Source organism: Streptosporangium sp. NPDC023963, assembly GCF_040639135.1.
Taxonomy (GTDB): Bacteria; Actinomycetota; Actinomycetes; order Streptosporangiales; family Streptosporangiaceae; genus Streptosporangium.
Map to the genome: position 1 here is coordinate 18,752 of NZ_JBEZZK010000010.1, position 21,275 is coordinate 40,026.

A 21,275-nucleotide genomic window follows, 5' to 3' on the forward strand; every position below is an offset into this window, starting at 1 on the left:
CGCGGTCAGTTGAACTGGGAAAGGATCTCATCCACTTCCCTGCCGGACGAGGTGTTCGCCCATGCGGTTGCTCGACGAGGGATTTCCTTCAGTTCCTTACGCAGCCGGGCCGATCCCGTCCCCTCGACGATCGCCGCGGTGGCCGAGACGATCTGGACGACTCGTTCCGGTTCGGGAACTGCTGCCAGAGCGCTCGCTTGACGTACCCAGAACACCCCGTTGTCGCGCCGTGCCCTCTCCGGCGCGTTGCCGAGAATTTCATCTCAGAGTGCGGTGGCCTCCCGGTAAACGCCCAGCCGGAGATAGGCGGTCGCCCGCTGGACGTCTATGTATTTAAGGGTGCGACGGCAGGCATTGCCCCAGGGGTGCTCGTCATCGACCTGATCCACGAGTTCGGCCGCTCGATCCAGCAGCCGATCGACCAGTTCCTTGTTTTTGGTCGGCATCATCGACTGGCCGTGCGCTTGGTGGACCAGAGCGAGTATTCGCACCTTCGGGCACAGCTTGCTCTCATCATTCAGGGCGGCTTCGGCGTAGTCGACAACGGTGCGCCCGTCGCCCATGTCAATCGCGAGCATGGCTTTGTTGGTGAGGGCATAACTGATGAGTTGCGGGTCCTGAGACCGATGGGCCATGTCCAGTGCGATGGACCGCCAGCCCTCTGAACGATTGATGTCCCCGGCATCCTGGTGCAGCCAGCCGAGCAGTGCCGCGTACGCGACGCCGGCACCCAATAGGCCACGACGCACAGGCGCGTCAGCCGCATGGGCGAGTTCCTTGATGAGCTGTGCCTGAGTCGTGACGGTTGGGATGAGATGGCGAGGGCCGAGCCATATGTCGGCTTTGTAGTGGCCAGGAAGCTGTTCAAGGAAATACATGACGAGCTCCGGAGCTACAGGACCCTGGCGAGGTGGATAAGGAGTGATATCGATGGTACTGAGATCATTTTCCGTGTTGTCGCGTCGCTCCTGCTCTTCCGTGTCGAAGAGTTCGTCTTTGGAGGTGCCGAAGGCTGTCGCGTAGGCGGTGGTCCAGTCGCGGGGAAAGTGCTTTCCTCTCTCCCAGTCGCGAATTTGCCTGGCCAGGGAGTCGACGGATCCATGGCTATGGCCGGCGGCGCGGATGAGCTGGCGTGCCATATCACCACTTGGTCACTGAGATTCGGCCCGCCCTGGTCCGGGGGCGCACTCACGCTTCGAGCACGAAGGTTCCAGTCTTGCCGAGGCCGCCTTGTACGAAGAGCTGAGCGGCACCCTGGCCACCGACGGGTTCGCCTTCCACCGGGTCGACACCGGGCACTTATCACCGCAAGACGCCGCTTCGGTCCTTGCCGATCACATCCTTCAACTATCGTCACGGGCGTCACGCCCACGCCGGGAAAGGCCCCCGCCTCCATGACGACGACACAGCGTCAGCAGGTCACCGTCGATGTGCACGTGATCCTGGAACGCGACGACCACATTCTGCTGTGCCTGCGTCAAGGCACCGGTTACGCCGACGGTCTGTACTGCCTGCCGTCGGGTCATCTCGACCCCGGCGAGACCGTGATCGACTGCGCGATCCGCGAGGCTCGTGAGGAGGCCGGTGTCGTCATCGCTCCGGACGCCCTGCGGCCGGCCACGGTGGTCCATCATCTGTCCCCGGAGGGGCGGCCCCGGGTCGGGTTCTTCTTCGTCACCGAGACTTGGGGCGGCGAAGTGGTCAACGCCGAACCGGGCAAGTGTGCCAAGGTCGAATGGGTTCCCATCGACGTGCTGCCGGACGACACCGTGCCGTACACAACCGCCGGGGTCGAGCTCTACCGCACGGGCGTCGGCATCGGCACACACGGTTGGCCCTCGTAAGAACACGCCCGTGATCTGTGCCTGAAGCCTCACCGTGAGGACGCGCCGGTGACCGGAGTGAGGCACGAAGGGGAGCGGCGGATGAGCGACGAGGGAAGAAGCCGGGCAAGAGCATCCTTACCGTGAAGCGTGGACGTCGCGGTCAGGCCCGCGCCGTCTACAGGTGGCTCCAGGGGTCGGCGATGACCCGGTGGATGACCTGCCCGGCGGCGCCCAGGGTCGCGGCGTCGCCGCCGAGCCGTGAGACGGTCAGTTCGGGGACGGCCCGGCGCATCACGCCCAGCCGGGAGGCCATCGTCTCGTGCGCCGGACCCCGGATCCACGGGAACAGCGGGGCGAAGACCCCGCCCAGCACGATGGTCCCCGGGTCCATCAGGTGCACCGCGGAGGTGAGGGCGACGCCGAGTGCCTGACCGGCGCGCTCGCAGGCCTCCAGCGAGTCCCGATCGCCCGCGTGGAGGCGTGCGAGCAGCGTGGCCACCCCGTCGGGAACCCCGGCCAGCCCGGCGGCCCTCAGCAGCGCGTCCTGCCCGGCGTACTGCTCCAGGCAGCCCCGGCCGCCGCAGCGGCAGGCCGGGCCGTCGGGGGAGACGACCACGTGTCCCAGCTCCCCGGCGAGGCCGCGGGCGCCGCGGAACAGGGTGCCGCCGACCACCAGGCCCGCGCCGATGCCGATCTCCCCCGACACGTGCAGGAAGTCGCCGGGGACGGAGCCGAACCACAGCTCGCCCAGGGCCGCGAGGTTGGCCTCGTTGTCCACCTCGACGGGGAAGTCCAGCAGGTCGGAGACGCGGACGTCGTGCCAGCCGAGGTTGGGGGCCGTGTGGACCAGCCCGCCGTCCACGGGGCCGGGCACCGCGAGGGTCGATCCGGCGACGGAGAGGCCCTCCCCGCGCGCTTCGTCCACAGCCCTGTGGGCGAGTTCTTCCAGGTGGGACAGGGTTTCCACAGGCGAGGACGTACGGTTGTCCACAGCCTGTGTATATCTGAGCCGCACCGCCAGGGTGAGGTCGACCACGCAGGCGGACAGGTAGTCGACGTTGATCTCCAGGCCGAGCGCGGCGACCCGCCGCCCGCTGAGCGCGACGGCCGTGCCGGGCCGCCCCCGCTCGCCGTCCCTGAGCGCGCCCGACTCGGTGACCATGCCCGCCTCGATCAGGTCGCCGACCATCTTCGACACCGTCGTCTTGGTCAGTCCGGTGATCTCGGCCAGCGCCGCCCGGGTGACCGGGCCGCTCCTGCGGACCTCGCCGAGGACCACACCGAGGTTGCGGGCGCGCATCGAATTGTGGCGTACGGCCTGTGTCATGGAACACCCACCTCTTGACGATCCCACCACCTCGATCCATATTAAGTCCATAAAGTGGATTAAATCGGAGGAACGCAGATGAGCGCCTACACCCCCAAGCCCGAAGACCGTTTCACTTTCGGGTTGTGGACCGTCGGCTGGCAGGCCCGCGACCCCTTCGGGGACGCCTCACGGGCCCCGCTGGACCCGGTGGAGAGCGTCCACCGGCTCGCGGAGCTCGGCGCGTACGGCGTCACCTTCCACGACGACGACCTGCTCGCCGTAGAGTCCGACCGTGACAGGGCCATCGCCAACTTCAAGAAGGCGCTGGCCGAGACCGGGCTCAAGGTCCCGATGGCCACCACGAACCTGTTCACCCACCCCGTCTTCAAGGACGGCGGGTTCACCAGCAACGACCGCGACGTCCGCCGCTACGCGCTGCGCAAGGTCATCCGCAACGTGGACCTGGCCGCCGAGCTCGGCGCGACCACCTACGTCTGCTGGGGCGGGCGCGAGGGGGCGGAGTCCGGGGCCGCCAAGGACATCAGGGCCGCGCTCAGCCGCTACAAGGAGGGCATGGACCTGCTCACCTCGTACGTGATCGAGCAGGGCTACGACATCAGGTTCGCCATCGAGCCCAAGCCGAACGAGCCCCGGGGCGACATTCTCCTCCCGACCATCGGCCACGCGCTCGCGTTCATCAACGAGCTGGAGCACTCCGAGCGCGTCGGCCTCAACCCCGAGGTGGGCCACGAGGAGATGGCCGGGCTCAACTTCGCGCACGGCATCGCGCAGGCGCTCTGGCACGGCAAGCTCTTCCACATCGACCTGAACGGCCAGCACGGCCCCCGCTACGACCAGGACCTGATCTTCGGCCACGGCGACGTGAAGAACGCCTTCTTCCTGGTCGACCTGCTGGAGAACGGCGGCTACGACGGCCCCAGGCACTTCGACTACAAGCCGCTGCGCACCGAGGACTCCGAGGACGTCTGGGTCTCGGCCGCGGCCAACATGCGCACGTACCTGATCCTGAAGGAGAAGGTCGCGGCGTTCCGCGCCGACCCCGAGGTCGCCGAGGCGCTCGCCGCGAGCAGGGTCGCCGAGCTCTCCGAGCCCACGCTCGCCCCCGGCGAGACGATCGCCGACCTGAACCGCGACGAGTTCGACCTCGACGCGGTGGCCGCGCGCGGCTTCCACTTCACGCGCCTCAACCAGCTCGCCATGGACTACCTCCTCGGAGTCCGCGGATGACGCTGGTGGCCGGGGTCGACTCGTCGACCCAGAGCTGCAAGGTGGTGATCAGGGACGCCCGCACGGGCGCCCTGGTCCGCCAGGGGCGCGCGACCCACCCCGAGGGCACCGAGGTCGACCCCGGAGCCTGGTGGGACGCGCTGCAGGAGGCGATCGCGCAGGCGGGCGGGCTGGACGGCGTCGAGGCGATGAGCGTCGGCGCGCAGCAGCACGGCATGGTCTGCCTGGACGAGTCCGGCGACGTCGTCAGGAAGGCGCTGCTGTGGAACGACACCCGTTCCGCCGGAGCCGCCGCCGACCTGGTGAAGGAACTGGGCGGTCCCGAGGTCTGGGCCGAGGCGGTCGGCAGCGTGCCGGTCGCGTCGTTCACGGTGACCAAGCTCCGCTGGCTCGCGGAGCACGAGCCCGACTCCGCCCGCCGCACGGCGAGGGTGTGCCTGCCGCACGACTGGCTCACCTGGCGGCTGGGCGGGGAGTTCGTCACCGACAGGGGCGACGCGTCGGGCACCGGGTACTGGTCGCCCGCGACCGGGGCCTACCGGACCGACCTCCTCCGGACGGCCTTCGGCGCCGTACCCGGGCTCCCCGAGGTGCTGGGTCCCCGTGACTCCGCGGGCGAGGTGCGGCCCGCAGCCGGCGTCTCCGGCGCGGGCGCGGTTCGGCTCGCGCCGGGCACGGGCGACAACATGGCGGCGGCCCTCGGGGTCGGCGCCCTGCCCGGGGACGTGGTCGTGTCGATCGGGACGTCGGGGACGGCCTTCGCGGTCGCCGCCGGTCCGAGCGCGGACCCGACCGGTTCCGTGGCCGGGTTCGCGGACGCCACGGGGCGGTTCCTCCCGCTGGTGGCCACGCTCAACGCGGCCAGGGTGCTCGACGCCGCCGCGCGGGTGCTCGGGGTCGGTCTCGACGAGCTCGGCAGGCTGGCCCTGCAGGCGCCCTCGGGGGCCGGAGGGCTCGTCCACGTCCCGTACCTGGAGGGCGAGCGCACCCCGAACCTGCCCACCGCCACGGGCTCGCTGCACGGGCTGACGCTCGCCACCTCCACCCCGGCGCACCTCGCCAGGGCGGCGGTGGAGGGCATGCTCTGCCACCTCGCCGACGCCTTCGACGCGCTCGGGCTCGACCCGGCCAGGGTGCTGCTCATCGGGGGAGGCGCCAGGTCGGAGGCCGTACGGCGGATCGCCCCCGCGGTCTTCGGGCGGCCGGTGGTCGTTCCCGAGCCCGGCGAGTACGTCGCCGACGGGGCGGCGAGGCAGGCGGCCTGGCTGCTCGGCGGCGACGCTGAGCCCCCGGAGTGGGAGGCGGGCAAGGCCGAGCACTACGAGGCCGATCCCGCACCGGAGGTCAGGGCCCGCTACGCCGAGGTCCGCGGCCTCCGCTGAGCCGCGGCCGCCCCGGCGCGCGCCCCCGCCGGGGCGCGCGCCGGGGCGGGTCGTCTCAGGGGTGGCTCAGGGTTGGATCAGGGGTGCCGCCGGATGTCTGAAACATCCTCTGGCGGACAGTCTTAGCGCATGCTCGCGTCGAAGAGGCTCTACCCCCTGATCGCATGTGCCGGCCTCGTCGTGGCCGTCGCGGCCGCGGCCGCCGGACAGGCCGACCCGGTTCCCTACGCGAACCCGCTCGATCTGACGATCAGTGAGTACGCCGCGCTGGACCGTACCGGAGCCACCGGGTTCGCGATGGCGGCGCTGGGGATCGCGGCCTTCGCGGTGGTCGCCGGGCTGCGGGCCGTGGGGGCGCCGGTGGGGGTCCTGGCCGAGCGGCTGATGCTGGCCTGGGGCGTGGGGCTCATCGTGCTCGCGGTGGTGCCCGCGGCTCTTCCCGGCACGGGGACGGACCTGATCTCCCAGACGTATCGCTACGTGTCGCTCGCCGTGCTGGCCGCGGTGCCCGCGGCGGGCGGCCTGACGGTGGCGCGGTTCGGCGAGGACGAGCGGTGGCGGCCGGTGGCCAGGCCGCTGGAGTGGCTCACGCTGGCCGGGGGTTTCGGGCTGCTGGCGCTCACCTACGCGACGCTTCCCGGGGACGGGGTGCTCGCCGGTCTCGTCGAGTGGACCCTGCTCGGCACCGAGGTCGCGCTGGTCGGAGTGCTGGCCGCCAGGCTCGCGCGACTGACCTGGACGCGGGGAACCGCACCCGCATCACGCGCCGCTCTCGGCTGACGGACTCACTTTTGAAAACTCTTTCATGACATGTCACAAATAGGCTACAAATAACAGGAGCCGCCAGTGCTATTCTCGTCGGCGATCTAGAGATCGTCCGGGGCTCCCCCCGGCGCTCCGAGAGCGAGCCGTTGAGGTGACATGGCAGCGAGCAGGTCCATCCGCTTCAAGGTCTCGGTGCTGCTGGTCATCCCGCTCGCCTCACTGGTCGCACTGTGGGGTTTCGCGACGGTCGTGACGGTCGGCGACTCGATGAGCCTGCTCTCCGTCGGCACGCTGTACGACACCGTCGCCAAGCCCGCGGGAGACCTGGGCACCGCGGTCCAGCGCGAGCACATCCTGTCGGCCGAGTACCTGGCCACCCGCTCGGACGCGGACCGCGAGACCCTCGTGGGGCAGCGCTCGGTCACCGACCAGGCCCGTGCCCGGCTGCGCCAGCAGACGACCGGGGACGCGGCGCAGGCGGCGATGACCGAGGAGATGAGGACGCACCACGACGAGCTGATGCGGCAGGTGGGCGCGCTCGACGCGATCCGCGCCAGGGTCGACTCCGGGCGGATCGGCCCGGTGGGCCTCTCCGAGGAGTTCGCCCGGCTGCCGGACGCCCTGCGCCGGCTCTTCAACACCCTGAGCCTCAGCAACGACCTCTCGCTCTACCGCCAGTCGCGCGCCATCACGACGATCAACCACGCCATGGACCTGCTCAGCCGCGAGCGGGCACTCGCCGCGGGCTCGCTGGCGCTCAGGAGCGCGATGACGCCGAGCGAGATGCGGCTGTTCACCCGGCTCTCCGCCAACCGGATCTTCCTCATGGAACAGGCGCTCCCCGAGCTGGATCCCACGCTGCGCGCCCCCTTCTCGGACATGATCGCCTCCTCGACGTACGCCCGCTTCATCACCCTGGAGAACCACCTCCTGACCGGCGCCGAGGTGCGGTCCACCGACTGGCGCGCCGCCGGCGACGCGCTGGACGCCGTCTACCAGCGGTCCCTGACGGCGGTCGCCCCCGCGCTCATCGATCAGGCCGCGCCCGCGGCCATCAGCGTCTTCGTCCGCGCCGGTGTGATCGGCGTGCTCGGTCTCATCGCGGTCGTCGCGTCGCTGCTGGTCTCCTACCGGGTCGGCAGCGGGATCACCAAGGAGCTCGCCGCCGTGCGGCGGGCCGCCGCCGACCTCGCGCAGGCGCGGCTCCCGAGGGTCATGGAGAAGCTGCGCCGCGGCGACGCGGTGGACGTGGCGGCCGAGGCGCCCGCGCTCAGGCCGTCGGGCAGCACGGCCGAGATCCACGACGTCGCCGACGCCTTCAACAGCGTCCAGCGCAGCGCCGTCGACGCCGCCGTGGAGCAGGCCAGGCTGCGCGAGGGCGTCTCCCAGGCCTTCCGCAACCTCGCCCGCCGCAGCCAGTCGCTGCTGCAGCGCCAGCTCAAGATGCTCGACGGCATGCAGAAGCAGGCGGAGGATCCCGCGGCGCTGGAGAACCTCTTCAAGCTCGACCACCTCACCACCCGCATGCGCCGCCACGCCGAGGGCCTGGTGATCCTGTCCGGCGGGGCGGCGGGCCGCAAGTGGCGCTCGTCGGTGCCGATGGAGGACGTGCTGCGCGGTGCCGCGGCCCAGGTCGAGGACTACGCCCGGGTGCGGATCTACCCGACGGGCGGCACCACCCTGGTCGGCAACGCCGTCGCCGACATGATGCACCTGTTCGCCGAGATCCTGGAGAACGCCACCGTCTTCTCCCCGCCGGGCAGCCAGGTCTCGGTCCGGGGCGAGCTCGTCGGGCGGGGCTTCGCGGTCGAGATCGAGGACAGGGGACTCGGGCTGACCGACGACAAGCGCGCCGCGATCAACGAGCGCCTGGCCAGCCCGCCGGAGTTCGACCCGGCCGAGACCGACCGGCTCGGCTTCGCCGTGGTCGGGCTGCTGGCCGCCAGGTACGGGGTCGAGGTGGTGCTGCGCGCCTCGCCGTACGGCGGTACCGGGGTGGTCGTCCTCATTCCCGAGAAACTGCTCGGAGACCCCGAGCCCGTCGAGCAGCCGATGGAGCCGCCGGTGCTCACCGTCATCAGCGTGCGGCCCGAGTCCGCGGAGCGGCGGGCGGAGACCGTCGTGGAGCGGGCGGACCGGCCGGGCGACTCCGGTGAGGTCCCGATCCCCGCGGACCTGTGGAAGCCGCTGCGGCGCGGCGGGGACGGCCTGCCCCGCCGGGTGCGGCAGGCGAACATGCCGCCGTCCCAGGCGAACATGCCGCCGCCGCGCCAGGCCCAGGAGTCCCGCTCGCCCGAGGCCGGGGTCGAGGGACGCTCGCCCGAGGAGGCGAGGGCGCTGATGAGCGCCCTGCAGTCCGGGTGGCGGCGCGGGCGCGGCGACGACGAGGACGGCGGTGCCAAGCGATGAGCCGGGACCGTGAGCGCCGCGGAGGATCTCCGGGACCGGGTTCGCCGCGCCCCGGCCCGCGGCCGTGCGCGCGGCCCGGCGACACCCGTGGGAGCGGATTCGCGGGAACGGATTCACCGAGCCGGCGGGGGCCGGCGACCAGCGAGATCATCAGAGGGGAAGGGGTTTAACCACGTGCCGGGTGAGCTGTATTGGCTGCTGGATGACTTCGTCACGAGTGTGGCGGACGTCTCGCACGCGCTGATCCTGTCCAACGACGGGCTGATGATGGCCTCGTCCCGAGGGCTGAGCAAGGAGGACGCCGAGCACCTGTCCGCGGTCGCCTCCGGCTTCCAGAGTCTCGCCAAGGGCACCAGCCTGCAGTTCGGCGGCGGTGCCGTACGCCAGACGATGGTGGAGATGGACTCCGCGTTCCTCTTCGTCACCTCCGCCGGTCAGGGAAGCTGTCTGTCGGTCATGACCACCGGTGCCGCCGACGTGGGCCTGATCGCCTACGAGATGGCCCGCCTGGTCACCCGCGTCGGCCAGCACCTGGCCACCGGACCCCGGGTGGCCGGCCAATGAAAGACGACGTCGAGTGGGTCGACGAGGAGGCCGGTCCCGTTGTCCGCCCCTACGCGATGACCGGCGGGCGTACCCGGGCGTCGTCGTCCTCGTTCGACCTGCTCGCGATGGCGGTGGCGACCGGAGCGCCGGTCGGCCCCGGGGCGAACCTGGGCTCCGAGCACCGGCGGCTGCTCAACCTGGTCAGGCGGGCACGCCCGATCGTGGAGATCGCCTCGGACGCGGGACTGCCGGTCGGCGTGATCAAGGTTCTCCTGGGCGACCTGCTGGACCAGGGCCTGATCCAGGTGCGGTCGCCGCTTCCCGCCGCCTCCATGCCCGCAGAGAGCCTCCTGAAGGAGCTGATCAGCGGCCTGCGGGCGCTGTGAGGCCTCCTGCGACCCCGCTGTGACGCCGTAGCGCCCGAGCCGCCCCGCGACCCGGCGCGCCGGCCTCCCCGCCGTAGCGTCCGAGCCGGTGTCCGGCCCGGACGGGGGCCGGGAGTACCCCCGGCCCGCTCCTCCGGCTCTCAGCTCTGGCTGGCCGTCAGCACCCTCAGGGAGTGCTCCACCAGCGTCACGAGCACCGTCTTCGCCGAGACGCGGCGTCGCACGTCGCAGAGCAGCACCGGAACGTCCATGTCGAGGTCCAGGGCGACGCGTACGTCCTCCGCCTCGTGCTGCTCGGCACCGTCGAAGCAGTTGACGGCCACGATGAACGGCGTGCCGCGCTGCTCGAAGTAGTCGATCGAGGGGAAGCAGTCGGTGAGCCGCCGGGTGTCGGCGAGCACCACCGCGCCCAGCGCGCCGTAGGACAGCTCGTCCCACATGAACCAGAACCGCTCCTGGCCCGGCGTGCCGAACAGGTAGACGACCAGGCCCTCCCTGATCGTGATGCGGCCGAAGTCCATCGCGACCGTGGTGGTGGTCTTGCCCTCGACGCCGTCGACGTCGTCGATGCCGATACCGCGGTCGGAGAGGACCTCCTCGGTGCGGAGCGGCCGGATCTCGCTGATGGCGCCCACCAGCGTGGTCTTGCCCACCCCGAAGCCACCCGCGATGAGAATCTTGAGGGCGACGGGTTCGTCAGAGGGCCCGAAGTCCATTGATCACTTCCTTGAGAATGCGCTCGCTCGCGGAGGCGCGCCCGATCGAGATGAGCTTGTGGTCCTGCAGGTCGCCGAGAAGGACCCTGACCACGCCGAGCGGCAGGTTGAGGTCCGAGGCGACGTCGGCGACCGAGGTCGGAGTGGTGACCATGGCGAGGATGCGTTCCTGTTCGGGGCCTGGGACGAACCCCCCGGACGGAGCGCCGCGAGTCGAGGTGACCATCGCGACCAGGTCCAGCTTGTCACCGGAGGAGCGGGTGCGACCCCCGATGAGCGCGTACGGCCGGACGACCGGTCCGGCCTCCTCGTCCATCCAGTTCGTCATCCAGACCTCCGGCACCGGGCACGGGGATCTAACGGTCCGTCGACGACGCGGCCCCCCGTTCCCTCGATCACGAGAGACCCTGGCGCGGATTGGTGGAGATGTGCTGGCCGACCCGCTTGACCAGCATCGCCATCTCGTACGCGATGTGGCCGACGTCGGCGTCGGCACTGCTCAGCACGGCCAGGCAGGTTCCCTGTCCCGCGGCGGTGACGAACAGGAACGCCGACTCCATCTCCACGATGGTCTGGCGCACCTCGCCACCGCCGAAGTGGCGTCCCGCCCCGCGCGCCAGGCTCTGGAATCCGGCGGCGACCGCGGACAGATGTTCGGCGTCCTCGCGCAGGAGTCCCTTCGAGAATCCGACGGCCAGCCCGTCGGTGGAAAGGATCACCGCCTGGCGTACCGCGCCCACCCTGGTGGTCAGGTCGTCGAGGAGCCAGTTCAGCTCGCCGGTGTTGGTCAATTTTCCGGTCACTTGTCCCCCTTGTCGCCTGTCGTATGGTGCGCGAAGTCATTGTCCTGTTCCTCGCGCCCGCGTCGCGCCCCCGCCTGGAAGGCGGAGAACAGCGCGCGGACCTCGTCCGGCGAACGCTCCTCGCTCGGTTCCGCCCTCGGCTCCGGCTCGGACTCCTGGCGGAGCTGAGGCGCCAGGTTCGCCTGCCGGACCCGGCGAGGCAGACCGCCCGGCCCCGTGGGGGGCTGTACGGCCCTCTGGCGCGTCGGGCCGCCGTTGCCGCCCTTGTCCCGAGCCTGGGCGTCGCGAGGCGTCTCGTGGGTCTCACGAGGCTCCTGGGGCGATCCCTGCGGCGGTGCCGGGGAGGGCGCGCCGGGAGGAGCCTCGCGCGCCGCCGCGCCCCAGCCCGTGTCCCAGCCCGCGGGCGGCTGCCCCGCCTGGTCCGGGGACGGGGTACGGGCGGGCAGGTCGGTCACCACGCTGAGGGACGGGGCGGCGGCGGGCTGGTCCGGCTGGGCCTGCTGGAGAGGGTGGCCGGGCTGGGCCGGGGAGGCCTGCCTCGTCCTGCGCGGGAGACCGTTGCCGTTGGCCGGAGGGGCGAGCGCGCCCGGCGGGGTGGTCTCGAACGTTTCCTTCTGGCGCACGGCGCCGCGCTCGGCGGTGAAGGACGTCCGCTCCGCGGTGAGGGCGAGCGGCGAGTCCTGCTGGGCCATCACCGAGCGGGGGATGAGGACGATGGCCGTGGTGCCGCCGAACGGCGAGCCGCGCAGGATGACCTGGATGCCGTGCCGGGAGGCGAGCTGGCCCACCACGAACAGGCCGAGCCGGTCGCTGTCGGCCAGGTCGAACTCCGGCGGGCTGGCCAGCCGCTCGTTGATCGCCGTGTACTCCTCGGTGCTCAGGCCCAGGCCGCGGTCCTCGACCTCGACGGCGAACCCGTTGGCCACCACGTCGCCGCGCACGGTCACCGCGGTCTGCGGCGGCGAGAAGATCGTGGCGTTCTCGATCAGCTCGGCCACCAGGTGGGTGATGTCGGCGACCGCGGCCCCGTCGAGGGAGACGTCGGGCACCGGCACCACGCTGACCCGGGTGTAGTCCTCGACCTCGGCGATCGCGGCCCGCAGCACGTCGACCACCGGAACCGGCTTGCGCCACGTCCGGCCGGGCGCCGCGCCGGACAGGATGATCAGGCCCTCGGCGTGCCGCCGCATGCGGGTGGTCAGGTGGTCCAGCCGGAACAGGTCCTCGAGGCTGTCGGGGTCGGTCGCCCGGCGCTGCATGCTGTCGAGCAGGGTGAGCTGGCGGTGCAGCAGGCTCTGCTTGCGCCGGGCCAGGTTCACGAAGACCTGGCTGACGCCGCGCCGCAGGTTGGCCTGGCCGACGGCGGCCTCCACGGCGGTGCGCTGCACCGAGCCGAACGCGTGGGCCACGTCGTGCACCTCGGTCGAGCCGCCCGCCTGGATCGGCGGCGCCTCGGCACGCACGTCGACGTCCTCGCCGCGCCGCAGGCGTTCCACGACGCGGGGGAGCCGTACGTCCGCCAGGTCCAGGGCGGCCGAGCGGAGCCCGGCCAGCTCGGTGGCCAGGCGGCGGCCGAAGCGGACCGAGATGATGATCGACGCGACCACCGCGATCAGGCCGACGCCGCCGGCGATCAGGATCCGGACCATGACGCCGGTGGCGACGTCCTGGGCCCGGTCCGCCAGTTTCTTGGAGGCGGCGAGGTTGACCTGGTCGAGCCAGGTCGAGATCGCGTTCGTGGTCGTCTTCCACGTGCTCGCCTCGGGGGCCAGCCGGCCGCCGGTCGACCCGGCGACGGCCTTCTCCAGGTCGGTGAACTTCCCGAAGGCGGCGGAGGCGAAGGTGTCGCGGTACTGCGCGCCCAGCTCGGGATCCAGCGAGGCGGCGCCGCGGGCGTGCAGGAAGCGCCGGGTGGCGACGTACTCGCCGAAGGCCTTGCGCTCCGCCTCGGACAGCCGGTAGTCGATCAGCGCCCCGCTGATCAGCGCGTTCTCCCTGGCGATCATCTCGTGGGCGTTGCCCATCCCCTGCATGGCCGCGGCCTGCTGGAAGATCGAGAGATCGGGCACCGCGGCCATCTGGTCGTACACCAGGAAGACCGCGTCGAGGATCTGGTTGTAGTTCGACAGCACGCCCAGCCGCGAGTGCTGCCCGCTGTCGACGCCCGAGCGGACGCTCGGGAGCTTGTCGAGCTGGCGGATCAGTTCGTCCAGCGAGTTGCTCAGTTCCGGGCTGCCGGAATCGTCGCTGACGGCGGCTTTCCTGAACTCCTCGACCGCGCGGTCGGTGCGGGCCCGCTGGTCGCCCATCCCGCTCGTGAGGACCCGGGAACTGATCGCCACCGACGACTGCGTCCGCTCGGCCTGGAGCTGAAGGCCCAGCTCAGTGGAGGTGACGCCCACCGTCTGGTAGAGGGCGTTCGCCTTCAGCAGGGCGATCCCGTCGCCGACGGTCAGGTTGAGCACGAAGCCCCACAGCGCGCTCAGCGACAGCAGCGGCAGGAGCAACAGCAAGAAAATCTTGAACCGAATCGAGCGGTTTCTAGAGCTCATGTCCACTCGTTCCCAACCCCTGAGCGTGTGGAGGCTCGTGCCGGTTTAGGGATGGATACGCCTCCGAAGATCGCACAGGAGACTAGCACCGAATAAGGTTTTTGCGCAGTGGAGGATCTGATGATTAGTGTGATTACCGGGGCTAGTGCCGGAATTGGCGAAGCCGCCTCGGTGGAGCTCGCGAGGCGCGGACAGAAGGTAGTTCTGGTCGGCCGTAATCCCGACAAGACGGCACGGGTGGCGGAAAGGGTGAAGGCGGTCTCCGGGGTACTTCCGGATACGTTTACCTGCGATTACACCCTTTTGGATGATGTGCGAAGGTTGGCGGCGGAACTGCTGTCCCGCTACGAGCGGATCGACATCCTCGTCAACAACGCGGGCGTCATGACGACCGAGCGCACGCTCACGCGCGACGGCCACGAGACGATGATCCAGGTCAACCACCTGGCCCCCTTCCTGCTGACGAACCTGCTGCTCGAACGGGTCGCGGGGCGAGTGATCACCACCACCTCCCGCGCCGGCAAGACCGGGCGCCTGGACCCGTCCGACCTCGACCGCGAGCGGCGGCGCTGGAGCGGCTGGCTCCAGTACGGGGACTCCAAGCAGGCGAACGCCCTGTTCACGGTGGAGCTGGCCCGGCGCCTCCAGGACACCGGGGTGACCGCGACCTGCTTCCATCCCGGGGTGATCAAGACCGAGTTCGCCCCGTCGACGTTCATGATGTGGATGGTGAAGAACGTTCCCGGCATGGGCCAGACCGTCGAGGAGGGCGCGAGCACCCTGGTCCACCTCGCCACCCACCCGGACGGCGCCGCCCACCCGGGCCGCTACTTCGCCAGGAGCGCCCCCGCGGCCGTTCCCCGGGGGATGAGCGACCCCGCGCTGGCCCGCGCCCTCTGGGACGCCAGCGCCGCCGCCGTCGCGTGACCGTCCGCGCGGCGCGGTGACGACGCCGGCGCCGGGCGCCCGCGGACACGCGCAGATGTCCGCGGGCGCCCGGCGCCACGGTTCGCGGCGGGGATTTCCCCGCGTGTCACCGGCCGTTCGCCCGGTGTTGGGCGGCTCCGGTTACCGTCCGGGGCTGTGAGCGTCGCAACCCCGCTTCGGGTCGTCCTCCCGGCCGCCGCGGGCAGGGACCCGTTCTTCGACAACGCCAAGTTCCTGGCGATCACCCTGGTCGTGTCGGGCCACCTGGTCGAGGACCTGCGGGACGTCCCGGTCGCGCACGCCGCCTACTTCTTCGTGTACACGTTCCACATGCCGCTGTTCATCGTGCTCAGCGGCTACCTGTCGCGGAACTTCACCTTCTCGTCGGGCAAGGCGCGCAAGCTGATCAGCACCCTCGCCGTCCCGTACGTGATCTTCGAGTTGGTCTACTCACTGCCCCGCCTCCTCCTGTACGGCAAGCTCGACATCAGCCTCCTCGACCCGTACTACCTGACCTGGTTCCTGATGTCGCTGTTCCTGTGGCGGCTGTCCACACCGGTCTGGCAGCAGCTGCGGTGGCCGCTGCTGGTCGCGGTCGGGCTGTCGCTGCTGTCGGGGATGAGCAGGCTCCCCGACGAGCTGTCGATGAACCGCACCCTCGGCCTGCTCCCGTTCTACGTGCTCGGGCTCATGCTGCGGCCCGAGCACTTCGAGTGGCTCAGGAGGCGGTGGGTCCGGGTCGCGGGCGCGGTCACCCTGGTCGCCGGCGCGGCCCTGGCGCTCGCCGTGCACACCTCCGTGAAGACCGAGTGGATCCGCTGGCGGCACGCCAACGACGTGATCGGGGTGGACGACCTCACCGGCAGCCTGATCCGCCTGGGCATGCTGGCCGCCGGGACGCTGCTCGTCGCCGCGTTCCTGGCGATCACCCCGTCCCGGCGCACCTGGTACTCCGGGCTCGGCATGGCGACCATGTACGCCTACCTTCTCCACGGCCTGGTGGTGAAGGTCGCCGAGCGGTTCTACGGCGACTGGTCCCACACCGCGCCGGGGGTGGCGGCCGTGGCGCTCTTCGGGGTCGGGCTCGCCGCCCTGCTGTGCACGGCGCCGGTGCGGCGCGTCACCCGCTGGGCCGTCGAGCCCGGTATGAGCTGGGCCTTCACCAGGCTGAGAAAACCGGGCTGAGAGAACCGGGCTGAGAGAACCGGGCTGAGAGAACCGGGCTGAGAGAACCGGGCTGAGAGAACCGGGCTGAGAGAACCGGGCTGCGCGAACCGGGCCGGGCGGTCCGCCAGGGGGGTGGCGGCCGGAACGGGAGCGGTCCGCCAGGGGGGTGGCGGCCGGCTTCGGGATCGGTCAGATCCGGATCGGCCCGCCGGAGGGGCGCGGCGGCCGGCTCTGGAGCTCCGCGACCGCGCGATAGGCGGCGGTGACGGCCGCGTCGGCGCGGGCGGCGGGAACGGAGTCGGAGTTGGCGATCGCGATCCGGCCGTGCGGCCTGCGGGCGACGGCCGCCGGGGGATGCCCGTCGGGGTAGAAGTCGAGGTCCCACGGGGTGGCGTACTCGGGCGCGTAGCCGTGTCCCCACCGGTTGACCGTGATCGCCTCGATGTCGCGGGCCGCGTCGAAGCCCCCCGGGCCGAGCAGCCGGGTGAGCTGGTCGCGGATGCTGTACTCCAGGTGCTCGTACGGCGTCTGGATCAGGGCGTACCGTCCGGCGACCGAGCCGTGCGCGGGTGACACGCCGGGGGTGACGGGGGTGCTGACCATGTGCACGGCGATCGGCTCCTCGGGGCTCCTCGGGGACCGGTAGCCGCCGAGGTCGGCCGGGTCGTCGAGCTCGGCCACGCACCAGCGGGCGCCGGTGAACCGGGCGCGCCTGATCCCCAGTTCCCGCCAGGCCCGCCAGTCGCGGAGCTGGACCGTCGCGTACAGCAGGGGCACCTTGACCGACCGCCGCAGCGCCGCCCGTTGCGCGGGCGGGAGGTCGCCGACCAGGTAGGGGATCATCGAGTTCCAGCAGGCCAGGATCACGCTTCCCGCCCGTACGGTCCGCACCCGCTCGCCGTCGAAGTAACCGACCGTGGCGCCGGTGGCCGTGTCGGCCGTGTCGGGGGCCGCGCCGGGGAGGCCGTCGTTGGCGGCCGAGACCACCGGGCTGGACAGGCGCACCCGGACCCGGTTGCCCGGCCGGTCGAGCACGCCGTAGTCGAAGCTCGCGGTGGTGATGTCGTCCACGCCGGCGGCGGTGGCGAAACCGGGGATCATCCGGGCGGCCATCATCCGGACGATCGCCTGGTTGCCCTCGGGGAAGCGGCAGGCGCGAGGTTCGCCCGCGTCCCACTCCTTGATCACGGTCGGGGAGTTGTACCTGGACGGCTTGGACCTGTCGAGCCCGAGCCCCTGGAACCCCGGGTACCGGTGCTCGTCGGCGCCGCCCCAGGCGTCGATCGCGCCGAAGGCGTCGGAGCCGTAGGCCCACTCGTCGCTCGGCATGGTCCTGACGAACGCCAGCACGTCCGGATGGACCCCGCAGACGTCCCTGAGGAAACCCGTGTAGGTCAGCCGGGCCAGCCGCTCCTGTTTCTCCTCGGCGGACAGGCCGGGGAACCAGTCGGGCGGATCGCCGTACAGCAGGAGCAGGTCCTTTCTCGCCCGCTCCGCGACGGGCAGCTCGGCGATCCACCGGGCGGCGCTCTCGCCGGGCGTGAGCACGACGAGCTTCTCCGCGTTCCCGGCGGGGAACGCCTCCCGGTCGCAGAAGACGCCCTCGTGCATCCCCAGGCTCGCGTACAGTCCCCGGCCGGCGGGTTCACCGAGCCTCTCGGGGTGGATGCCCAGCTTGGCGAGCAGATCCCTGCCCTCGGGGGTCCACGCCGACGGGCGCTCCATCGACCGCGAGCCGCCGTACGCGACCAGCGGCCCCTTCCTGGCCGCCGGACGGAACTCGTTGCGCAGGGCGTGCCCGCCGATGTCGTCGTGGTTGTCGAGGATCAGGATCCGCGCGGCGGGGTCGCGCTCCAGCCACCGGTGGGCCGCGCTGAGGCCGCTGATCCCCGCGCCGACCACGACCAGGTCGTAGTGCTCGCCGGTGGGCTCCGGCGTGCCCGCGTACGGCCAGAACCGCTGGTCGCGGAGGGCGTGGGGCACGCTGAGCGCCTCCGCGGTGTCGCCGCGCAGTCCCGTGAGGGACGGCGGATAGGACATGTCAGGTGAAAGCTCCAGATTCTCCAGGGGTGCGGGAGGAGTGTCGTTCCCACCGCCGGCCCCGGTCAGCGAGCACGCCGCCGCGATCCCGGTGGCCGCGATCACCCCATCGAAGAAGTCTCGACGGGAGATGGGACGGTCCATGCCGAGTTCCAGGGCCTTACGGGGATTGATCTCGTGAGGATCGGTCATGGGGCGATCCTCACGATGTGAATGGATCGGCGGGGCCGCCTCGCTGCGTTTTCGGGAAGTTTTTACCCGGGCCATTAACGCGCTGTCGTGACATCTCCTACATGAGAGTCATGTCATGGTGGCTGGGAATTAAAGGGGGAGAGGGGGTGATGCGGCTTCGGTGTCGCCTGGGCTTATCCGATCCGGGAAAAGCCGTCCGCGCCGAGAGTGGCCCGGTACGCGCCCCACGCCACCCTCGGGCCGGCCCCACCGCGTTCCCGCTGCTCCGCGCCCTTCCGATGCCGCTTCCCGGTGATTCCGCGGGACGGGGAAGACGCGCCATCCGGATTACCGGATAATCCGGAACGTTATGGCCACTCGGCTCGTTACCCGTATAAAATCAAACCAGGGGATTCGTGATGGATCCGGCGCCTCCGTGTCGCCGGGCGGTGAGGCGCGGCATGCCGGGGGCGGCGTTCGCATTCGCTTTTTCCCTTTTGACGGATGTCGCGGGGAGTATCGCGTGATCGGTAAGCAGGGAAGAGTCACCGGAAGGATCGGCCCGGGCCTGGTCGGGGAGGTGATGGTGGCGGTTCGCGGGGGCGTCGAGGCGTTCTACGCCCATCCGACGGTCCCGGACGAGGAGATCGCCCCGTCCTCGATCGTCGTGGTCGTCGAGTTCTTCCCGCCGCGCACCATCTACGTCGCCCGCGCGCTCCCCTGACCCCTTCGCGACCCGCCCCCGGCTTCCTTTCACCCCGGCGCCCCTGAGCCCTCCAACCCCCGCTCCCTCGAACCCGATCTCCCTTGTTCTCCCCCACTCTCCCCTGCTCTCCCCCACACCGCGGAGGCCGAGATGCCCATGGAGTACCTCGTCATAGGGGGCGTAGCCCTTGTCGCCCTTCTCATCATGATCCTGCTGTTCAAGACCGTCTGGCGGGTGGCGGAGCCCAACGAGGCGCTGATCATCTCCGGTCTCGGCGCCCGGGGTAACTCCACGGACGCCGACAGCCTCGGGTTCAGGATCGTCACCGGCAAGGGCACCTCCGTGCTCCCCGGTTTCCAGACCGCGCGCCGCCTGCGCCTGGACAGCCGCGCCGCCAACCTTCAGGTCTCCTGCGTCACCCAGCAGGGCATCCCGGTGGTCGTACGAGGCGTCGTGATCTACAAGGTCGGCGACGACCTGCACTCGATCGCCAACTCCGCCCGGCGCTTCCTGGACCAGCAGGACTCGATGAACGGCGCCATCCACGAACTGTTCACCGGTCACCTGCGCTCGATCATCGGCAACCTCACCGTCGAGGACCTCATCCTCAACCGCGAGCGGCTGACCGGCGAGACCCGGGCCTCGGCCGCCGACGAGATGATCAGACTCGGTCTGATCGTCGACTCCCTGCAGATCCAGGAGATCGAGGACGGGACGGGCTACATCACCAACCTCGGCAAGCCGCACGCCGCCAGCATCGCCGCCGCGGCCCGCATCGCCGAGGCCCAGCGTGACCAGGAGGCCACCCAGGCCGAGCAGATCGCCGCCGCCAACAAGGCCGCGGCGTGGCGCGACTCGCAGATCAAGCAGGCCGTCTACCAGGCCGAGATCGACGAGGCCCAGGCCAGGTCCCGCCAGGCGGGGCCGCTCTCCGAGGCGTCCGCCCGGCAGGAGGTCGTCGTCCAGGAGACCCGCGCGGCCGAGCTCGAGGCCGCGCTGGCCGAGCAGCGGCTCCAGGCCCAGGTCCGCAAACCCGCGGACGCCAGGGCGTACGAGACCGTGACGGTCTCCCGGGCCGAGCGCGACGCCCGCATCGCCCAGGCCGAGGCCGAGGCGCGCGAGACCGAGCTCCGCGCCGCCGCGCAGGCGTCGCAGGTCAAACAGGCCGCCGCGGCCGAGGCGGAGTCCGTGCGGCTGCGCGGTATCGCCACCGCCGAGGCGACGAAGGTCACCGGCTTCGGCGAGGCGGAGTCCGCCAGGGCCCGCGGCCTGGCCGCCGCCGACGCCTCCAAGGCGCAGGGGCTCGCGGAGGCCGACGCCGCCAGGGCGAAGGGCCTGGCGGCCGCCGACGCGATCCGGGCCCGCGCCGAGGCCCTCGCCGAGAACCAGGAGGCGGTCATCGCCCAGCAGCTCGCCGAGAAGTGGCCCCAGATCGTCGAGGCGGGCGCGAAGGCCTTCGGCAACGTCGACCACATGGTCGTCCTCAACGGCGCCCAGGGCGTCGAGGAGATGCTCGCCAAGGCCCTCACCCTCGGCGGCGCCGGCCTCGGGCTCGCCCGCTCCCTCCTGAACACCGTCACCCCCGCGGCCACCCCGGACACTCCCGCCCCCGTCAAAGCCGTCCCCGCCACCCCCGCTTCCGGCGCGGCCACCCCCGGTGGAACCGGCGGGACCACACCCTCGGAAAGAGGAGCCGCACCCCCAGAAAAACCTGCCACCTTCGCCCCCTGACCCTCTGTCCTCGCCGTCTCCTCCAGATTTCTCCGGCGGATTTCTCCGGCGGATCCCCTGGGGAGCGGATGGGGGCGGTGGGGCTTCCGGGGCAGGCGGGACCGGGTTTCCCCCGAGTACGGTCGCGGGTCAGGACCGGCCTGAGACCGCCGCGCGACGGACTCGTGACCAGCGGCCACTAATTCGGGGCACCCCGTTATGTGTTGTTCCTTTTTTCCAGGGCATACGCCTGGCAGCTGAGCAGACAGGGAGCGTGGAACATGACAGTCACCGGCATCATTACCGCCATTGTTATCGGCGCCATCATTGGTGCCCTGGGTCGGCTCGTCGTGCCCGGCAAGCAGGGCATCCCGATCTGGCTGACCATCGTGATCGGTATCGTCGCCGCACTCATCGGCACCGTGATCGCCGGAGCCCTGGGGGTCTCCGCTACGACCGGTATCGACTGGATCGAGCTGATCATCCAGATCGCCCTGGCCGCAGTCGGCGTCATCCTGGCGGTGAGCCTGTACGGCAGGCGAGGCGTCCGCTAGTCCGTGACCCGGGGTGGCCGGTTTCCGCGGGGAGACCCGAGGAAATCCGGAGACCACC

Annotated in this window: 20 protein-coding genes; 12 read left to right on the plus strand and 8 right to left on the minus strand. The window is 70.9% G+C overall.

Annotated elements, in window-relative coordinates; all coding sequences use genetic code 11:
* Positions 1-5 precede the first annotated feature (5 nt).
* Together AB0F88_RS26920 and AB0F88_RS26925 are read right to left on the minus strand one after the other, a co-directional pair.
* Positions 6-215: a hypothetical protein gene (locus AB0F88_RS26920; protein WP_362689660.1), complete on the minus strand. Its 210-nt coding sequence runs from the start codon at positions 213-215 to the stop codon at positions 6-8.
* A 48-nt stretch (positions 216-263) separates the two neighbouring features.
* On the minus strand, positions 264-1,139 hold the full coding sequence (locus AB0F88_RS26925; protein ID WP_362689663.1) for a hypothetical protein: 876 nt from the start codon (positions 1,137-1,139) through the stop codon (positions 264-266).
* Positions 1,140-1,394: 255 nt separating this feature from the next.
* On the opposite strand from AB0F88_RS26925, the gene AB0F88_RS26930 reads away from it, so the two are divergent.
* Complete coding sequence (locus tag AB0F88_RS26930; protein WP_362689666.1) at positions 1,395-1,844, plus strand: NUDIX domain-containing protein; 450 nt, start codon at positions 1,395-1,397, stop codon at positions 1,842-1,844.
* A gap of 157 nt (positions 1,845-2,001) precedes the next feature.
* Here AB0F88_RS26930 and AB0F88_RS26935 read toward each other — a convergent pair whose 3' ends face one another.
* A complete protein-coding gene (locus AB0F88_RS26935; protein WP_362689669.1) occupies positions 2,002-3,153 on the minus strand; it encodes an ROK family transcriptional regulator in 1,152 nt (383 codons plus the stop codon).
* A gap of 78 nt (positions 3,154-3,231) precedes the next feature.
* Here AB0F88_RS26935 and xylA point away from each other — a divergent pair, with 78 nt between their 5' ends.
* The 6 genes from xylA to AB0F88_RS26965 all read left to right on the plus strand — a co-directional run bounded on the left by xylA (position 3,232) and on the right by AB0F88_RS26965 (position 9,871).
* A complete protein-coding gene (xylA, locus tag AB0F88_RS26940; protein ID WP_362689672.1) occupies positions 3,232-4,383 on the plus strand; it encodes a xylose isomerase in 1,152 nt (383 codons plus the stop codon).
* A complete protein-coding gene (gene xylB / locus AB0F88_RS26945; protein WP_362689675.1) occupies positions 4,380-5,765 on the plus strand; it encodes a xylulokinase in 1,386 nt (461 codons plus the stop codon). Before xylA ends, xylB begins: the two co-directional genes overlap by 4 nt.
* A gap of 129 nt (positions 5,766-5,894) precedes the next feature.
* Complete coding sequence (locus AB0F88_RS26950; protein WP_362689678.1) at positions 5,895-6,545, plus strand: DUF998 domain-containing protein; 651 nt, start codon at positions 5,895-5,897, stop codon at positions 6,543-6,545.
* A gap of 141 nt (positions 6,546-6,686) precedes the next feature.
* Positions 6,687-8,939, plus strand: coding sequence for an ATP-binding protein (locus AB0F88_RS26955; protein WP_362689681.1), 2,253 nt, complete (start codon positions 6,687-6,689; stop codon positions 8,937-8,939).
* Between the two features lie 174 nt (positions 8,940-9,113).
* Positions 9,114-9,503: a roadblock/LC7 domain-containing protein gene (locus tag AB0F88_RS26960; RefSeq protein WP_344745811.1), complete on the plus strand. Its 390-nt coding sequence runs from the start codon at positions 9,114-9,116 to the stop codon at positions 9,501-9,503.
* Entirely contained in the window at positions 9,500-9,871 is a 372-nt protein-coding gene (locus AB0F88_RS26965; protein ID WP_362689686.1) for a DUF742 domain-containing protein, read from the plus strand. The genes AB0F88_RS26960 and AB0F88_RS26965 overlap by 4 nt, the downstream gene beginning before the upstream one ends.
* A 140-nt stretch (positions 9,872-10,011) precedes the next feature.
* On the opposite strand, the gene AB0F88_RS26970 is transcribed toward AB0F88_RS26965, so the two are convergent.
* From AB0F88_RS26970 to AB0F88_RS26985, 4 genes are all read right to left on the minus strand, one after another.
* Entirely contained in the window at positions 10,012-10,587 is a 576-nt protein-coding gene (locus tag AB0F88_RS26970) for an ATP/GTP-binding protein (RefSeq protein ID WP_362689690.1), read from the minus strand.
* Complete coding sequence (locus AB0F88_RS26975; RefSeq protein ID WP_362689693.1) at positions 10,568-10,915, minus strand: DUF742 domain-containing protein; 348 nt, start codon at positions 10,913-10,915, stop codon at positions 10,568-10,570. Before AB0F88_RS26975 ends, AB0F88_RS26970 begins: the two co-directional genes overlap by 20 nt.
* Positions 10,916-10,982: 67 nt before the next feature.
* Positions 10,983-11,390, minus strand: coding sequence for a roadblock/LC7 domain-containing protein (locus AB0F88_RS26980; protein ID WP_362689696.1), 408 nt, complete (start codon positions 11,388-11,390; stop codon positions 10,983-10,985).
* Complete coding sequence (locus AB0F88_RS26985) at positions 11,387-13,903, minus strand: nitrate- and nitrite sensing domain-containing protein (protein WP_362689699.1); 2,517 nt, start codon at positions 13,901-13,903, stop codon at positions 11,387-11,389. Before AB0F88_RS26985 ends, AB0F88_RS26980 begins: the two co-directional genes overlap by 4 nt.
* A 159-nt stretch (positions 13,904-14,062) precedes the next feature.
* On the opposite strand from AB0F88_RS26985, the gene AB0F88_RS26990 reads away from it, so the two are divergent.
* Together AB0F88_RS26990 and AB0F88_RS26995 are read left to right on the plus strand one after the other, a co-directional pair.
* Complete coding sequence (locus tag AB0F88_RS26990; protein WP_362689702.1) at positions 14,063-14,869, plus strand: SDR family NAD(P)-dependent oxidoreductase; 807 nt, start codon at positions 14,063-14,065, stop codon at positions 14,867-14,869.
* Between the two features lie 156 nt (positions 14,870-15,025).
* Positions 15,026-16,054 (plus strand): acyltransferase family protein, encoded by a 1,029-nt coding sequence (locus tag AB0F88_RS26995; protein ID WP_362689705.1) that lies wholly within the window; start codon positions 15,026-15,028, stop codon positions 16,052-16,054.
* Positions 16,055-16,225: 171 nt separating this feature from the next.
* On the opposite strand, the gene AB0F88_RS27000 is transcribed toward AB0F88_RS26995, so the two are convergent.
* The gene (locus AB0F88_RS27000) at positions 16,226-18,268 is read right to left on the minus strand and encodes an FAD/NAD(P)-binding protein (protein WP_362689708.1); all 2,043 of its coding nucleotides are present in this window, start codon (positions 18,266-18,268) and stop codon (positions 16,226-16,228) included.
* Between the two features lie 502 nt (positions 18,269-18,770).
* Here AB0F88_RS27000 and AB0F88_RS27005 point away from each other — a divergent pair.
* The 3 genes from AB0F88_RS27005 to AB0F88_RS27015 all read left to right on the plus strand — a co-directional run bounded on the left by AB0F88_RS27005 (position 18,771) and on the right by AB0F88_RS27015 (position 21,217).
* The gene (locus AB0F88_RS27005) at positions 18,771-18,971 is read left to right on the plus strand and encodes a hypothetical protein (protein WP_362689711.1); all 201 of its coding nucleotides are present in this window, start codon (positions 18,771-18,773) and stop codon (positions 18,969-18,971) included.
* Positions 18,972-19,103: 132 nt separating this feature from the next.
* A complete protein-coding gene (locus tag AB0F88_RS27010) occupies positions 19,104-20,684 on the plus strand; it encodes an SPFH domain-containing protein (protein WP_362689714.1) in 1,581 nt (526 codons plus the stop codon).
* Positions 20,685-20,944: 260 nt separating this feature from the next.
* The gene (locus AB0F88_RS27015) at positions 20,945-21,217 is read left to right on the plus strand and encodes a GlsB/YeaQ/YmgE family stress response membrane protein (RefSeq protein WP_362689717.1); all 273 of its coding nucleotides are present in this window, start codon (positions 20,945-20,947) and stop codon (positions 21,215-21,217) included.
* Positions 21,218-21,275: the final 58 nt, after the last annotated feature.

Bases quoted from the DNA above. Each gene is read 5' to 3' on its own strand.
- AB0F88_RS26925 (WP_362689663.1), bottom strand. From the start codon at position 1,139: ATGGCACGCCAGCTCATCCGCGCCGCCGGCCATAGCCATGGATCCGTC.
- AB0F88_RS26930 (WP_362689666.1), top strand. From the start codon at position 1,395: ATGACGACGACACAGCGTCAGCAGGTCACCGTCGATGTGCACGTGATC.
- AB0F88_RS26935 (WP_362689669.1), bottom strand. From the start codon at position 3,153: ATGACACAGGCCGTACGCCACAATTCGATGCGCGCCCGCAACCTCGGT.
- xylA (WP_362689672.1), top strand. From the start codon at position 3,232: ATGAGCGCCTACACCCCCAAGCCCGAAGACCGTTTCACTTTCGGGTTG.
- xylB (WP_362689675.1), top strand. From the start codon at position 4,380: ATGACGCTGGTGGCCGGGGTCGACTCGTCGACCCAGAGCTGCAAGGTG.
- AB0F88_RS26950 (WP_362689678.1), top strand. From the start codon at position 5,895: ATGCTCGCGTCGAAGAGGCTCTACCCCCTGATCGCATGTGCCGGCCTC.
- AB0F88_RS26955 (WP_362689681.1), top strand. From the start codon at position 6,687: ATGGCAGCGAGCAGGTCCATCCGCTTCAAGGTCTCGGTGCTGCTGGTC.
- AB0F88_RS26965 (WP_362689686.1), top strand. From the start codon at position 9,500: ATGAAAGACGACGTCGAGTGGGTCGACGAGGAGGCCGGTCCCGTTGTC.
- AB0F88_RS26970 (WP_362689690.1), bottom strand. From the start codon at position 10,587: ATGGACTTCGGGCCCTCTGACGAACCCGTCGCCCTCAAGATTCTCATC.
- AB0F88_RS26975 (WP_362689693.1), bottom strand. From the start codon at position 10,915: ATGACGAACTGGATGGACGAGGAGGCCGGACCGGTCGTCCGGCCGTAC.
- AB0F88_RS26990 (WP_362689702.1), top strand. From the start codon at position 14,063: ATGATTAGTGTGATTACCGGGGCTAGTGCCGGAATTGGCGAAGCCGCC.
- AB0F88_RS27000 (WP_362689708.1), bottom strand. From the start codon at position 18,268: ATGACCGATCCTCACGAGATCAATCCCCGTAAGGCCCTGGAACTCGGC.
- AB0F88_RS27010 (WP_362689714.1), top strand. From the start codon at position 19,104: ATGCCCATGGAGTACCTCGTCATAGGGGGCGTAGCCCTTGTCGCCCTT.
- AB0F88_RS27015 (WP_362689717.1), top strand. From the start codon at position 20,945: ATGACAGTCACCGGCATCATTACCGCCATTGTTATCGGCGCCATCATT.